Raw genomic sequence first — 14863 nt, forward strand, 5'->3', positions numbered from 1 at the left:
CGCCCCCACTCCCGCCTGCTCCGTAGGTACCCTCCCCCGCAGTGGGGAGGGGGGTGTGTCGCGGCTCAGCCCTGCTTCTCGGGCAGATTCAACCGGATGTGGAGTTCGCGCAGCTGCTTCGGCGTCGCCTCGGCGGGGGCGCCCATCATCAGATCCTCGGCGCGCTGGTTCATGGGGAACAGCACCACCTCGCGCAGGTTCTGCTCGCCGCAGAGGAGCATGACGATGCGGTCGATTCCCGGCGCGATGCCGCCGTGCGGAGGGGCGCCGAGCTTCAGCGCATTGAGCATGCCGCCGAATTTTTCTTCGAGCACCTCCTGGCCGTAGCCGGCGAGACCGAAGGCTTTTTCCATCACCTCGGGGCGGTGGTTACGGATCGCGCCGGAGGACAACTCCGTGCCGTTGCAGACGATGTCGTACTGGAACGCCTTGATGCCGAGGATCTTCTCGGCCTCGCTCGGATCGAGGGCGAGGAATTCCTCGCGGTCGAAATTCGGCATCGAGAACGGGTTGTGGGAGAAGTCGATCCGCTTCTCGTCCTCGTTCCACTCGTACATCGGGAAGTCGGTGATCCAGCAGAACGCGTACTGGTCCTTGTCGGAGAGGTTCAGTTCGTCGCCGATGCGGATGCGGGCCTTGCCGGCCAGAGCCGCGGCCTTGCCCTCGGTGCCGGCGGAGAAGAACACTGCGTCGCCGGCCTTCGTGCCGGTCTTCTCGCGGATGAGGGCCTGGATCTCCGAAGGGATGAACTTGGCGATCGGCCCCTTGCCGGTGACCGTGCCGTTGTCGTCCTCGAAGATTATGTAGCCGAGGCCCGGCGCGCCCTCGGCGCGGGCGAAGTCGTTGAGCTTGTCGAAGAACGAGCGCGGTTGCGTCGCCGCCCCCGTGGCCGGGATGGCGCGGACCACGCCGCCGGACTTGATCACCCCCTTGAACGCCTTGAACTCGACCTCGTCGCGGGCGAACTCGTCCGTCACGTCGGCGATGATCAGCGGGTTGCGCAGATCCGGCTTGTCGACGCCGTATTTCAGCATCGCCTCGGCATAGGGGATGCGCGGGAAGGTCTCGGTGACGCGCTTGCCCTCGGCGAATTCCTTGAAGACGTCGCGCAGGACCGGCTCCACCGACTGGAACACGTCCTCCTGGGTGACGAAGCTCATCTCGATGTCGAGCTGATAGAACTCGCCCGGCGAGCGGTCGGCGCGGGCATCCTCGTCGCGAAAACACGGCGCGATCTGGAAGTAGCGGTCGAAGCCGGCGATCATCGTCAACTGCTTGAACTGCTGCGGCGCCTGCGGCAGCGCGTAGAACTTGCCGGGGTGCACGCGGGACGGCACCAGGTAGTCACGGGCGCCTTCCGGGCTGGAAGCGGTGAGGATCGGCGTCTGGAACTCGAAGAAGCCGCCTTCGCGCATGCGGCGGCGGAGCGAATCGATGATCGCGCCGCGCTTCATGATGTTGGCGTGGAGCTTGTCGCGACGCAGATCGAGGAAGCGGTACTTGAGGCGCGTCTCCTCCGGGTAGTCCTGGTCGCCGAAGACCGGCACCGGCAACTCGCCGGCGGGGCCGAGAACCTCGATGTCGTCGATATAGACCTCCACCGTTCCGGTGGGCAGGTCGGCATTCTCGGTGCCGGCAGGGCGCGTGCGCACGCGTCCGTCGATGCGGATCACCCATTCCGAGCGGGCGAGGTTGGCGGTCTTGAACGCCTTCGAATCGGAATCGACCACGCATTGGGTGCGGCCGTAATGATCGCGCAGATCGATGAAGAGCACGCCGCCATGGTCGCGGATGCGATGGCACCAGCCGGAAAGGCGAACGGTCTCGCCGACGTCGGACGGGCGGAGGGCCCCGCAGGTATGGGTACGATAACGGTGCATGACGGGCTCTTCAGATTGAGCGGCGCACCATTCACGCGAGGGCGGGCAAGTCAAGGCGAAGGCGATCCCAGGAGATCGCGACGGCAGGGCGCGTAAGCGGAAGCCGGGATGAACCCGGAGCGGGCGCCGCCGAGGGGCCCGAGGGGGAGGGACCTTACGAGAACGAGGGTGCATTCCCATATCAAGCCCATGAATGCGAACGCGTTTTTCGACATTTTGCACGAGGCCGCAGTGGCTCCCTCGGCACGCGGGAAGCCCGCGGAATGGGGCGAGCATAAGCCCGGCGCATGGCAGGTCCTGCCGCTCCAAGGCCGGTTCGAGATCGTCTACGAGGATTCCCGTGGTCTCTGGAGCACGCGTGCCCTCGACGCGCGCGAATTGAGGCTCGGCCCCGGCCGGACGCTGCTCGGCGGCATCGACCGCGCACGCGGCGGTTATCGCGGCTTCCGGGTGGACCGGATCCGGCGCCTGACCGAGGAGGGCGGGCCTCGGAGGAATGGCGGCATCTTCGACTGGCTTCTCGCCCGTGCCGAGGCCCAGCGGCGCGAGCGTACCGAACTGGTGCGCAGCCTCGCGCGCCGGAACCGGTCCCGCAAGCGCGCCGCCTGAGGAGGGACGTGCAGCACGGGATGTCGGGGATAGGCGCGCGCGGTGCGAGATACGATCTCGCCTCGCGCGTCAACCTCCGATATAGCCGGCTCTCATGGATCTCATCGCCACCACGCCGGCTCTCGCCGAGGCCTGCAGCCGTTTCGCCGGACAGCCGTTCGTCACCGTCGATACGGAGTTCATGCGGGAGACGACCTACTACCCCAAGCTCTGCCTCATCCAGATGGCGGGGCCGGACGGGTCGGGTGTGCTCGTCGACCCGTTGTCCCCCGACATCGACCTCGCGCCGTTCTTCGCGCTGATGGCCGACGAGGGCGTGGTCAAGGTGTTCCACTCGGCGCGCCAGGATCTCGAGATCATCTGGCTGCTCGGCGGGCTTCTGCCGCAGCCGTTCTTCGACACGCAGGTCGCCGCCATGGTCTGTGGCTACGGCGATTCGGTCTCCTACGAGCAGCTCGTCAACGACGTGGCCAAGGCCAAGATCGACAAATCCTCCCGCTTCACCGACTGGTCGCGCCGTCCGCTCTCCGACGCCCAGTCGAGCTACGCCCTCTCCGACGTGACCCACCTAGTGAAGGTCTACGAGGTGCTGGCTGGGCAGCTCCTCTCCACCGATCGCGGCGAATGGCTCGACGAGGAAATGAGCGTCCTCACCTCGCCGGAGACCTACAAGGCCGACCCGGCCCAGGCCTGGCGCCGGTTGTCCGGCCGCATGCGCAAGCCGCGCGAGATCGCGGTTCTGGCCGAGGTCGCCGCCTGGCGCGAGCGCGAGGCGCAGACCCGCAACGTCCCGCGCGGGCGCATCCTCAAGGACGAGGCGGTGATCGACATCGCCACTTCCGCTCCGCGTAGCGTCGAGTCCCTGGGGCGCCTGCGCTCGATCCCGGCGGGCTTCGAGCGTTCGCGGACCGGAGCCGACATCCTCGCCGCCGTGGAGCGCGGCTTCCAGCGCGACCTGTCCGACATCGTCCTGCCCGAGCGCAGCCGGGGCCGGGGCGGCAACGGCGCCGTGGTGGAATTGCTGAAGGTGCTGCTCAAGGCGGTCTGCGAGGCCGAGGACGTGGCGCCCAAGATCGTCGCCACGATGGATGACCTCGAAGCCATCGCCGAAGACGACGAGGCCGACATCGCCGTGCTGCACGGCTGGCGCCGGACGCTGTTCGGCGAGAAGGCGCTCGCCCTCAAGGCCGGCCGCCTCGCCCTGTCGGCCGAAAATGGCCGCATCGTTGTGCGCGAACTGAATTGAACCCGGCCCCAAACGCTCTGCCCCCCTCCTGTAGGGAGCGAGCGACGTGGGCGTCGTCCCGGGTCGCTTAATTCGCCTTCGCGCTCACATCCAGCCTGTCGAGGACGGCGCCCGGTGTCGGGGCCGCGCTGAATTCGAGCATGCCGATGCCGCCGGCATTCTTCGCCTTGGCGCTGAGCAAGAACGTGCCCGGCTTTGTCACGAACTGGCCAAGGGCCGCGCCGATGGCCTTGGCGCCGGCCGAATTGCCGAGGATGGCCGGCACGCCGAACGTGGTGGCGGTGACGTATTCCTGGGTCAGTTCCTCCGGCTTGAGGCTCAGGCTCTTCGATTGCGAGGCGATGAAGCGCTCGAACAGGCCGGTATTCTCGATCCGCAGGTCGAGGGCCTTGGCGGTGGCGCCCAGCATGGCGAAGGTCGAGACGCTCGGATCGGGGTCGAACACCGCAGGTCCGATACCACCGAGGGTGCCGTTGATCGTCACGCTGCCCATGTCCTTGCCCGACACCGATACCTCGCTGAAGGAGAGCTCCTTGGCGGCTTCGTTCCAGGCCGTGTCGGCGACGACGTTCAGGTCGAGGTCCCGGTAGCCATACGCGCCGAGGGAGCCGAGCCCCGGGATTCCGGCCACCGCCGAGGCGGGAAGGGTGAGACCCGAGAGATTGGCCCGGCCGGTGGTGGGCACGCCGTCGCGCAGCGGGCCGAAGGCGAGAGCGCCGTCGCGCAGGCCGATATGCGTAGGCGCCGTTACGGCCGAGGGGAGCGCGGGCGAGGCGGCGCCGGGGGGCTTGGGCGAAGCGGGCACCTCGTCCGGCGGCAGGTGGAGGCTCAGGTCCTTGAATGCCAGTGTGCCGAGCGCCGGCGTCATCTGCCGCAAATCCGCTTCGGTGGGCTCCCCGGCCTGGGTCGAAAGCTTGCGCATGGCCACCACGGTCGGGGCGAAGGAGAAGCCCGCCACGCTCAAGCGCGCGAGCTTTCCGGCGGCATCGCCCGCGGTGAAGCCGAGGTCTTCCATGCTGAGGCCACCGGAGGACAGGACCATGCGCCCCATGCCGATCGATACGGGCTCGCCGTCCTTCGTCTGGCTGATGGTGAGCCCGGTGGCCTGGACCGAGCCGACGGAGAAGCCGTCGAGAACGTCCGCCATCACCCCGAAGATTCTCGCCCTGTCGGCGGGATTGCCCTGAGCTTGGTCCGCGCGCGCCATCGCGTCCAGCGCGCCCGTCCAGGTCGCCGGAATCTGGCGCCCGCTGAGGTCGGTGCCCTCGATGCGCGCCACCTTCACCACCGTGCCGTCGGCCTCCATCAGCGTATCGGAGACCGAGAACGCGCCATAGAGGCGCATCATCGGGCTCTTGGCATCGCCGGCCTCACCGTAGAGACGCGCCATCGCCGTGAGATCGACGTCCCGCATCTCCATGCGGCCGTAGCTGGCGCTGCGCTTCTCGCCGCCTCCCGCCTCGGCAGCCGTCGCCCCCGCCGCTGCCGCCTGGGCGATGCGGCCGCCGCGCACATCCCTGGCCGTCACGTCGCGATAGGTCGCGGTCTGGGTCTTGGTGCCGATCCGTATCTCGGAGCGAAGCTCGGGAATCACGATGCTCGCGGCATCGAACTTCGCGAGACGCGCTGGCAGAGGCTCGGGGCCGGATCTGAGCAGGGCGAGAAGGTCGTCCTTCGTCAGGCGCGTGCCGCTGACGATGACCTGCGGCGCGGTGAGGACCGTGCCGCCGAAGGTCATCGTCACGTTCTGGAGCGTGACGTCCTGCACGGCGGAGGCGGCTTCCTGGGCCGAGACCGGCAAGGGGCCGATCGGGCCGCCGCCGCCGAAGACGAGGAGGGCGCAGACCGAAAGGCCAGCCGTCCGCATGAGAAAGGGACGACCTTGTGGGACGATCATGAGCGGATCCGGGGCGCTGCGAAAAAAGGCGCTTCGTGCAACGGTGCCGCGCCGAACCGCATCCGTGCCGCTTTTTCCACGGCGAGGCAATCGCGCTGCCTCACGCCGCGATGTGACGGAATGACGAAGCCTCAGAGCGAGAACGAGGTGCCGCAGCCGCAGGAGGAGGTGACCTGCGGATTCTCGATCTTGAAGGCCTGGCCGATCAGGTCGTTGGCGAAATCGATGGTCGATCCGCTCATGTATTCGAGGGAAACCGGATCGACGAGGACGGTGGCGCCGTCCCGCTCGATCACCACGTCGTCCTCGGCCCGCGCCCGCTCGATGTCGAAGGCGTAGGAGAAGCCCGAGCATCCGCCGCCGTTCACGCTGATCCGCAGGGACGCGCCGGGAGGCTCGGCTCCCATGATCTCGTTGATGCGCTTGGCCGCGCGGGGGGTGAGGGTGATGTCGGCCATCGTGATGCTCTTGGGTTTTCGTCGATTGCCAGAAGCGCTAGCCCACACAAGATATGCGCCGTAGAGACGCGCTGCAACGCGGGATGATCGTTGCGCGCGATGGCGCATTCAGGAGGTGACGTGCGGCACAGGGGCGAACGCTGGCGGGCGCGCTACGCCACCGATCCGGCGGCCACGCGCGGGCGGCTGATCCCGGAGGCGATCTCGCCCACGCGCAGCGACTTCCAGCGCGACCGCGACCGGATCATCCATTCGGCCGCCTTCCGCCGCCTCAAGCACAAGACCCAGGTCTTCGTCCACCACGAGGGCGACCATTACCGAACCCGTCTGACCCACACCCTCGAAGTCAGCCAGATCGCCCGTGCGCTGGCCCGCGCGCTCGGCCTCGACGAGGACCTCGCGGAGGCGCTGGCGCTCTCCCACGACCTCGGCCACACCTGTTTCGGCCATACCGGCGAGGACGCGCTCGATGCCCTCATGGCCGCTCACGGCGGGTTCGACCACAATGCCCAGGCCCTGCGGATCGTGACCCGGCTCGAGCGGCGCTATGCCGGGTTCGACGGGCTCAACCTCGCCTGGGAGACCCTGGAGGGCCTCGTCAAGCACAATGGCCCGCTCCTCACGAAGGAGGGCGACCCGACCCCGCGCTGGGCGGCACGGGGCATTCCCGCCGCCATCCTCGAATACAACGCGCAGAACGACCTCGACCTCGCCCGTTTCGCCGGGCCGGAGGCGCAGGCGGCGGCTCTGGCCGACGACATCGCCTATGACAGCCACGACCTCGACGACGGTCTGCGGGCGGGCCTGTTCGAACTGTCGGATCTCGACGGCGTCCCCTTCCTCCGGGACATCCTCGACGAGATCGACGCGCTGCATCCGAATCTCGAGGAATCTCGAAAGATCCACGAACTGGCGCGGCGCGTAATCACCCGCTTCGTGGAGGACGTGATCGCCGAGAGCACCCGGCGGATCGAGGCCCTGGCACCGGCTTCCGTCGCCGATATCCGCGCGGCCGACGAGGCGGTCGTCTCCTTCTCGCCGGCCCTGGAGGAGGCGGATGCCGCGATCAAGCGCTTCCTCTACGCGCGGATGTACCGCCACCCGAGCGTGCTGGCGGTGCGGGCGCAGGCGGACATCATCGTCGCGGACCTGTTCGATGCCTTCAGCACGAACCCTGCCTGCATGCCCGAGGAATGGCGGGCCGGGCTCGAGGCGGCGGGGGAGGGGCGCATCGCCCGCCGGGTGGCCGACTATATCGCCGGCATGACCGACACCTACGCGGTGCTCGCCCATAAGCGCCTGTTTCCGACGACGCCGGACCTGCACTGGAGCCCCGAGAGCCGGGGCCTGCCGCTGGCGGAGGATTGAAGCATCGTTTTGAAAGGTGGCCTCGGCTTTCGGAAAAAGACGCTGCGCTAGCGGCCAGTCTCCGTTCGCCGGACCGCATCGTCGCCGCGTGACCCAGACCGATCGGCAAGGAGGGCGCGCAGATCCGTGTCCATGGCGGCGATCTGCACAGTCTGCGCGCCAATCATCGCCTCGATACGGTCCGTCCGAAGACGGTCAAGCTTATCGTGCAGCGCCATGATCTCGACCTCCGCCTTAAGATTGATCTCGTAGTCGAGCGCCGCCGCAAGGCGGTCGCGGGAGGCCTGACGGTTTTGGGACATCAGAATCACCGGCGCCTGCAGGGCGGCGACCATGGAGAGGATTAGATTGAGAAAGATGTAGGGGTAGGCGTCGAAGCCGCCGCCGAGCCGGGACAGGATCACGGTGTTGACCACGACCCAGGCCACGAGCATCCCGCTGAAGACGATGATGAATGTCCATGAGCCGCCGAACTGCGCGACGCGGTCGGCGATCCGTTCACCGAAGGTCTCCTTCGCGGCGAATGCGCTGTTCACGTCCACGGTCGCATGCCGGCGTCTGGCGATGAGGCGGATCACGCGGCGCTCGCGGTCGGACAGGCATTCTAGACCCTCATCGAGCAGGTGACGCGCGAGATCGGTAACTGCCTCGTCCATGAGGGTATCCAGTCTGGAACGGCGGACACGCGCGCAACCAGACGGACGACCCCGGCCGGATAGTCCGCCAGCCCCGCACAGGGTATCTGGCCAAGCGCACTCTATCGCCTGTCCGACGGGAACGCGAGCAATCGGGTGTCACGCCGCATGTGCGCCGTGACACCCCTGTCCGCCCTTGCTATGCCCGCCCGGTCAGGACGAGAGCGGCCCAGCCCTGGGCGCGGCCGCGCAACTGGAACGTTTCGGCTTACCCATGAACATCTTCGCCACCTTCGAGACGCGCGTGCGCGAGGCGCTCGAGCGCTTGATCCGGTCCGGGACGCTGCCCGAGGGGCTCGATCTCTCCCGCGTGGTGGTCGAGCCGCCGCGCGATGCCACTCATGGCGACCTCGCCACCAATGCCGCCCTGGTCCTCGCCAAGGAGGCCCGGACCAATCCGAAGGCGCTGGGCGAAGCGCTTGCGGCGGAGCTCCGGCAAGATCCCCGCGTGATCGAGGCGAGCGTGGCCGGACCGGGCTTCATCAACCTGCGCCTGACGCCCCAGACCTATCACGAGGTCGTGCGTGCCGCGCTCGGCGAGGGCACCGAGTACGGCCGAGCCCACCTGCCCGGCGGCAAGGTCAACATCGAATATGTCTCGGCCAACCCCACCGGGCCGATGCATGTGGGCCATGGCCGCGGGGCGGTGTTCGGCGATGCGCTGGCCAACCTGCTCGTGGCGGCCGGCCGCGACGTGACGCGCGAGTACTACATCAACGATGCCGGTGCGCAGGTGGACGTGCTCGCCCGCTCCGCGTTCCTGCGTTACCGCGAGGCGCTGGGCGAAGAGGTCGGCCCCGTGCCCGAAGGCCTCTATCCCGGTGACTACCTCGTGCCGGTGGGCAAGGCGCTCGCCGAGACGCACGGACGCGCGCTCCTCGACACGCCGGAATCCGACTGGCTGCCGCAGGTGCGGGCGGATGCCATCGCCGCGATGATGGACCTGATCCGGGGCGATCTCGCTAGGCTCGGCATCCATCACGATGTGTTCTTCTCGGAAGCCACCCTGAAGGAGGCGGTGCCCGCTCTTCTGGCGGAGCTTCGTGAAAAGGGCCTCGTCTACGAAGGCCGGCTGCCGCCGCCGAAGGGCCAGCTGCCCGAGGATTGGGAGGACCGCGAGCAGACCCTGTTCCGCACCGTGGAGTTCGGCGACGACGTCGACCGGCCGCTGCTGAAATCGGACGGCTCGTTCACCTACTTCGCCTCGGACATCGCCTATCATCGCGACAAGATCAGGCGCGGCGCCACAGACCTGATCGACGTCCTCGGCGCGGATCACGGCGGCTACGTCAAGCGCATGCAGGCGGCGGTTAAGGCGGTGAGCGATGGGAACGCCACCCTCGACGTGAAGCTGTGCCAGTTGGTGCGGCTCCTGCGGGCCGGCGAGCCGGTGAAGATGTCCAAGCGCGCGGGCGAGTTCATCACCCTCGCCGAGGTGGTCGACGAAGTCGGCCGCGACGCGATCCGCTTCATGATGCTCTACCGCAAGAACGACGCGACCCTGGACTTCGACCTCGCCAAGGTGGTGGAGCAATCCAAGGACAACCCGGTCTTCTACGTCCAGTACGCCCATGCCCGCTGCGCCTCGGTGTTCCGGCAGGCGCGCGAAGCGATGCCCGGCGAGGACTTTTCCGTCGCCGGCCTCGCGGATGCGGATCTGACGCTGCTGGCCGATTCCGCGGAAATCGAGATCATGCGGCTCATCGCCCAATACCCGCGGGTGATCGAAGCGGCGGCGGCGGCACACGAGCCACACCGTGTGGCATTCTACCTCTACGAGCTGGCAAGTTCCCTGCATGGTTTCTGGAACAAAGGCAAAGACCTGCCGCAATTACGGTTTATTAATCCAAACGACCGAAACTCGACACGGGCAAGACTGGCCCTCGTGGAGGCTTTGAGGGGCGTCGTCGCCTCCGGCCTCGCGGTCTTGGGTGTCACCGCGCCGGATGAAATGCGGTGAGGTGATCTCGGCGTGAAGAGGAATGCTGCCATGACGACGAACGCTTCGCGAGCGCCTGTCGATTTCGACGCCTTCGCGCGTGACTTGCAGCCCACGACGCCGCCCCAGCCGCAGGCCCAGCCTGCGGCCAAGCCCGATCCGCTGGCGGAACTCGCCCGCATCGTTGGCCAGGACGACCCCTTCCGCGCCCTCCTCGAAGCCCGCGATTCCCGTACCGCGCCCCAGCCGCAGGGCCAGGGCGGGCGGAGGGAGCCGAGCTTCCACGACGAGGCACCGGCAGCCGCCCCGTCGGCCCATTCCGGGGCGCCTGCGGCCTATGCACCTGCGCCTGCGGCCTACGCCCAGCATCCCCAGTACCAGTCCGAATCGGAGGCCTCGCTCTCGGCTCATCCGGCCGATGCCTTCGACCAGTATCTCGCCTCCGTCGATCACGGCGCCTATGCCGACGGGGTCCACGATCCCCGCGGATCGGAGGCCTATGCGCCGGAGCAGGACGACCGCCTCAACCGCGCGGCCGAACGGCCCCGCCAGCGCAGCCGCCTCGTCTCCGTGGGTGCCGGCCTCGGCGTGCTGGTGGTCTGCGTCACCGGCGCGCTCACCTGGCGCGGCCTGCATTCGAGCCAGGGCGACGGCACCGTGCCGACGATCCTGGCCGACAAGGCTCCGCTGAAGATCGCCCCGCAGAAGGCGGACGGCGTCGAGATTCCCGACCAGAACAAGCAGATCTACGATCGCAACGCCAAGGACGGCCAGATCCGCATCGTCAACCGCGAAGAGCAGCCGGTCGACGTCGCGCAGGCCGCCCGTTCCGCCCAGCGCGCCGGGGAGGGCGGAGCCACGCCCTCGACCGGGCAGGGCGGCAATACGGCCCCCCTCACCGAAACCCTCGGCGAGCCACGCCGGGTGCGGACCGTCTCCGTCAAGCCGGATACGCCTCCGCCGCCGCCCCAGCGCGAGGCTTCCGCCGCCCAATCCGTGATCCCCACGATGACGCTTCCGGGCGATAACGGCGGCTCCACCAGCGGGTCGATGCATCCGCGTGTCGGAAAGCTGCCGACGGCGACGCCCGCAGCGGCCGACGAAGCTGCGGCGCCCGAGCAGGCCGCCCCCGCTCCCCGCGTGAAGGCCCCGCAGCGCGTCAGCGCCGTCGCTCCCGATGCGACGTCCGCCCTGCCGACGCCCGCCCCCGTTCCGGCGGCTTCGAACGCGCCGGTCAGCGGGTATTCGGTCCAGCTCGGGGTGCGCACCAGCGAGGCCGAGGCTCAGGCCGCCTTCAAGCAGATGCAGGGCAAGTTCAGCCAGCTCTCCGGCAAGCCCGCCCTGATCCGTCAGGCCGAGGTCAGCGGCAAGACGATCTACCGCGTCCGCGTCGGACCCCTGGCCAAGGCCGAAGCCACCACCCTCTGCACCGAACTGCAGGGTGCAGGCGGCCAGTGCTTCGTGGCCAAGAACTGAGTCAAGGGAATTGAGTTTCGGGATCCGGGCCTGAGGATTCCAGGCCGAGGGAGCCGAAGCGAAGACCTCGAAGGCGATCGTCGACGCCTCGCATCCCGGTGGCGCTTCGTGCGAGCCCCGCCCGGGCGAGGACCGCTGCGACCGGAACGAGCAGGGGCGGACGTCCCTCGGATCGTCTGTCCATTCAAGCCGAGCAGCATCCCCCATGACCACTCGCGCCCTGATCCTCGGCTGTGCCGGCCGGACCCTCTCGGACGAGGAGGCCGCGTTCTTCCGCGATGCGCAGCCCTGGGGCTTCATCATGTTCAAGCGCAACATCGGCTCGCCGGACGAGGTGAGGGCGCTGACCGATGCCCTGCGGGCCACGACGGGCCGGGCCGACACGCCGATCCTGATCGACCAGGAGGGCGGACGGGTGCAGCGGATGGGGCCGCCGCACTGGCCGTCCTACCCGGCGGGCGCCCGTTTCGGCCGGCTGGACGGGTCGGGCATCGCCATGGCGCGCCTCGGCGCGCGGCTGATGGCACACGATCTCGCCTCGGTGGGGATCAACGTCGATTGCGCGCCCGTTCTCGACGTGCCCGTGGCCGGCGCCCACGACATCATCGGCGACCGCGCCTACGGCACCGATCCGCACGCCGTCATCGCCCTGGGGCGCGCGGTGGCCGAGGGGCTGATGGAGGGGGGCGTCCTCCCCGTCATCAAGCACATCCCCGGTCACGGCCGCGCCGCCTGCGACAGCCACATGGACCTGCCCGTGGTGGAGGCAGAGGGCGTGAGCCTGGCCGCCCACGATTTCGTTCCCTTCCGCGCCCTGGCGGACCTGCCGATGGCGATGAGCGCCCACGTGGTCTACGCCGCCCTCGACCCGCACCATCCCGCCACGCAGTCCAGCGTGGTGATCGGACAGGTGATCCGCGGCCTGATCGGTTTCGACGGCCTGCTCATGACCGACGACCTCTCGATGAAGGCACTGGACGGCACCTTTCGCGAGAAGGCCGAGAAGGCGTTCGCCGCCGGAATCGACGTCGCTCTCCATTGCAACGGCGATCGGCAAGAGATGCAGGCCGTTCTCGAAGGCACGCCGATCCTGTCCGGCGAAGCCCTGCGCCGCGCCGAGGCCGCCCTGGCCCGGCTCGCACCGCAGGATGAGTTCGACGTCGCCGAGGCGCGCTCGCGCTTCGAGGCGGGCCTTTCCGCCCAGGCATGAGCGCGATGCTCCCGACGCGTTTATGACGCACTGCACAATTGCCTCAGATGCCGCGAATGCCGTGGCCAGAGACCCCGTGGTTCTTGTGTTCGCTTCCTCCCATCCCTAGGTTCCCGACAATCCGTCGTGAGAGGGCGTCGCTGGGCAGGCGACCGCATGGGCGCAGGAGTTTGCCATGGGCAGCATGAGTATCTGGCACTGGATCATCGTCGCAGGCATCGTGATGCTGCTGTTCGGGCGCGGCAAGATCTCCGACCTGATGGGCGACGTCGCCAAGGGCATCAAGGCCTTCAAGAAGGGCATGGCCGAGGATGAGACGCCTGCCGGGCAGGCGCCGGCCGTGCCGCCGCCGAGCAACGGCGAGCCCGTTCGCACCCTGCCTCACCAGGGCGAGCCGGCCACCGCCAGCCACGTTTCGGCCGACCGCAAGGTCGTCTGAGACCGTCAAGGCGACATCGGCGGTCCTGGACGGGATCGCCCGAAGTTCGTGTGAGCGAAATCGCCCGACGGAGATCGGTCTTGCGTGAACCATGCTAGGCCGTCGGTCGTGACAAGGCATAGGCCATCGGCCGCGGGACGAGCGACACCATGTTCGACATGAGTTGGGGCGAGGTGATGCTGATCGGCGGCGTCGCCCTCATCGTCATCGGGCCCAAGGATCTTCCCAAAGCCCTGCGCACCGTGGGCCAGGTGACGGGCAAGATGCGTCGCATGGCCGGCGAGTTCCACGCCCAGTTCAACGAGGCCATCCGCGAGGCCGAGTTCGACGAGGTCCGCCGCGAGGTCGACGGCATCAAGCGTTCTGCGAGCACGATGGGGCCGACTTTCAATCCGGTCCAGACCATCCGCGACGAGATCCGCGGCGCCGTGGACGGACGCTCGCAATCGAGCACGCAGCCCCTGGCCAACGTGGCCGCCAAGCTCGCCGAGAACGACCCGCCCGCGCCCTCCGAGCCGTCGATCCAGGCTCCCGCATCGGCCGAGCCGGCACATGCCGAGCCACCGCCCCCGCCGGACTACGCGCTGCCCGATCTCCCGCCCCGGACTGCCATGGCCCCGACCGAACCCTCCACCAAGCCTACCGAGCCCGGCGCCACCTCATGATCGATCCGGTCGACGAATCCGAGGTCGAGGCGTCACGCGCGCCGCTCCTCGACCACCTGATCGAATTGCGCTCGCGGCTGATCAAGTCCCTGGCGGCCTTCGTCGTGATGTTCTTCGCGTGCTTCTTCGTCTCGCGGCACATCTACAACATCCTGCTCCACCCCTACGTCTCCATCGTCGGCCCGGAGAAGGCGCAGCTCATCGCGACGCATTTCCTCGAACAGGTGTTCACCAACATCAAGCTCAGCGTGTTCGGCGCGGGTTTCCTCGCCTTCCCGGTCATCGCGACGCAGATCTACGCCTTCGTCGCGCCCGGCCTCTACCGCAACGAGCGTCAGGCCTTCCTGCCCTATCTCGTGGCGACGCCGATCTTCTTCGTTCTCGGCGCACTGGTGGTGTTCTTCCTGGCGATGCCGCTGCTCATCCAGTTCTCGGTGAGCCTGCAGCAAGTCGGCCAGCCGGGCGAAGCGACGATCTCGCTTCTGCCGAAGGTGGACGAGTATCTCTCGCTCATCATGACCCTGATCTTCGCCTTCGGGCTGGCGTTCCAGCTGCCGGTGATCCTCACCCTGCTCGGCCAGATCGGCGTGATCGACACCGTCTTCCTGCGCGAGAAGCGCCGCTACGCCATCGTCCTCGTCTTCGTGGCGGCCGCGATCCTGACGCCGCCCGACGTGATCTCGCAGTTGTCGCTGGCCCTGCCGATGCTCCTCCTCTACGAAGCCTCGATCTTTTCGGTGGCCCGCGTTGAGCGCCGCCGCAAAGCCAAGCGGGTCGCGGAAGGGCTGGAGCCGTAGGCGCCACATAAACGCCATCCACCCCCTCATCCTGAGGTGCCGCGTAAGCGGCCTCGAAGGAGGCCTCCAGTCCGCACCTTGGTGTCTGGAGGCCTCCTTCGAGGGTTGCGCTGCGCTGTGCCGCCTCAGGATGAGGGGGTATCGGGGATGCTCCGTCGACTCATGCCCGACCTTGTCGGGGTCG

General features: G+C 68.1%; 13 protein-coding genes. 9 read left to right on the forward strand and 4 right to left on the reverse strand.

Annotated elements, in window-relative coordinates:
- Window positions 1–65: 65 nt before the first annotated feature.
- Window positions 66–1880, reverse strand: coding sequence for an aspartate--tRNA ligase (gene aspS, locus A3OM_RS0109460; RefSeq protein ID WP_018043510.1), 1815 nt, complete (start codon window positions 1878–1880; stop codon window positions 66–68).
- Window positions 1881–2069: 189 nt separating this feature from the next.
- Here aspS and A3OM_RS0109465 point away from each other — a divergent pair, with 189 nt between their 5' ends.
- Together A3OM_RS0109465 and rnd are read left to right on the forward strand one after the other, a co-directional pair.
- A complete protein-coding gene (locus A3OM_RS0109465) occupies window positions 2070–2489 on the forward strand; it encodes a hypothetical protein (protein WP_043764586.1) in 420 nt (139 codons plus the stop codon).
- A 94-nt stretch (window positions 2490–2583) separates the two neighbouring features.
- Complete coding sequence (gene rnd, locus A3OM_RS0109470; RefSeq protein WP_018043512.1) at window positions 2584–3735, forward strand: ribonuclease D; 1152 nt, start codon at window positions 2584–2586, stop codon at window positions 3733–3735.
- A 67-nt stretch (window positions 3736–3802) separates the two neighbouring features.
- Here the strand turns inward: rnd and A3OM_RS0109475 are convergent, their stop codons facing one another.
- Window positions 3803–5632: a hypothetical protein gene (locus A3OM_RS0109475; RefSeq protein WP_026175879.1), complete on the reverse strand. Its 1830-nt coding sequence runs from the start codon at window positions 5630–5632 to the stop codon at window positions 3803–3805.
- Window positions 5633–5763: 131 nt separating this feature from the next.
- Complete coding sequence (locus tag A3OM_RS0109480; RefSeq protein ID WP_018043514.1) at window positions 5764–6090, reverse strand: iron-sulfur cluster assembly accessory protein; 327 nt, start codon at window positions 6088–6090, stop codon at window positions 5764–5766.
- Window positions 6091–6189: 99 nt separating this feature from the next.
- On the opposite strand from A3OM_RS0109480, the gene A3OM_RS0109485 reads away from it, so the two are divergent.
- Window positions 6190–7458 carry a deoxyguanosinetriphosphate triphosphohydrolase gene (locus A3OM_RS0109485; protein WP_018043515.1) on the forward strand — a complete coding sequence of 423 codons (1269 nt, stop codon included), beginning with the start codon at window positions 6190–6192 and terminating at the stop codon, window positions 7456–7458.
- Between the two features lie 47 nt (window positions 7459–7505).
- Here the strand turns inward: A3OM_RS0109485 and A3OM_RS23745 are convergent, their stop codons facing one another.
- Window positions 7506–8036: a DUF1003 domain-containing protein gene (locus tag A3OM_RS23745; protein WP_245257776.1), complete on the reverse strand. Its 531-nt coding sequence runs from the start codon at window positions 8034–8036 to the stop codon at window positions 7506–7508.
- A gap of 331 nt (window positions 8037–8367) precedes the next feature.
- Here A3OM_RS23745 and argS point away from each other — a divergent pair, with 331 nt between their 5' ends.
- The 6 genes from argS (at window position 8368) to tatC (ending at window position 14679) form a co-directional block, all read left to right on the forward strand.
- Window positions 8368–10113, forward strand: coding sequence for an arginine--tRNA ligase (gene argS, locus A3OM_RS0109495; protein WP_018043517.1), 1746 nt, complete (start codon window positions 8368–8370; stop codon window positions 10111–10113).
- A 30-nt stretch (window positions 10114–10143) separates the two neighbouring features.
- Window positions 10144–11568 (forward strand): SPOR domain-containing protein, encoded by a 1425-nt coding sequence (locus A3OM_RS0109500; protein WP_018043518.1) that lies wholly within the window; start codon window positions 10144–10146, stop codon window positions 11566–11568.
- A 205-nt stretch (window positions 11569–11773) separates the two neighbouring features.
- Window positions 11774–12778 (forward strand): beta-N-acetylhexosaminidase, encoded by a 1005-nt coding sequence (gene nagZ, locus A3OM_RS0109505; RefSeq protein ID WP_018043519.1) that lies wholly within the window; start codon window positions 11774–11776, stop codon window positions 12776–12778.
- A 175-nt stretch (window positions 12779–12953) separates the two neighbouring features.
- Window positions 12954–13217, forward strand: coding sequence for a twin-arginine translocase TatA/TatE family subunit (locus A3OM_RS0109510; RefSeq protein WP_018043520.1), 264 nt, complete (start codon window positions 12954–12956; stop codon window positions 13215–13217).
- 149 nt (window positions 13218–13366) lie between these two features.
- A complete protein-coding gene (gene tatB / locus A3OM_RS24755; RefSeq protein WP_018043521.1) occupies window positions 13367–13882 on the forward strand; it encodes a Sec-independent protein translocase protein TatB in 516 nt (171 codons plus the stop codon).
- Window positions 13879–14679: a twin-arginine translocase subunit TatC gene (gene tatC, locus A3OM_RS0109520; protein WP_018043522.1), complete on the forward strand. Its 801-nt coding sequence runs from the start codon at window positions 13879–13881 to the stop codon at window positions 14677–14679. Before tatB ends, tatC begins: the two co-directional genes overlap by 4 nt.
- Window positions 14680–14863 lie beyond the last annotated feature (184 nt).

It is taken from the genome of Methylobacterium sp. 88A (genome assembly GCF_000376345.1).
Classification (GTDB): Bacteria; Pseudomonadota; Alphaproteobacteria; order Rhizobiales; family Beijerinckiaceae; genus Methylobacterium; species Methylobacterium bullatum.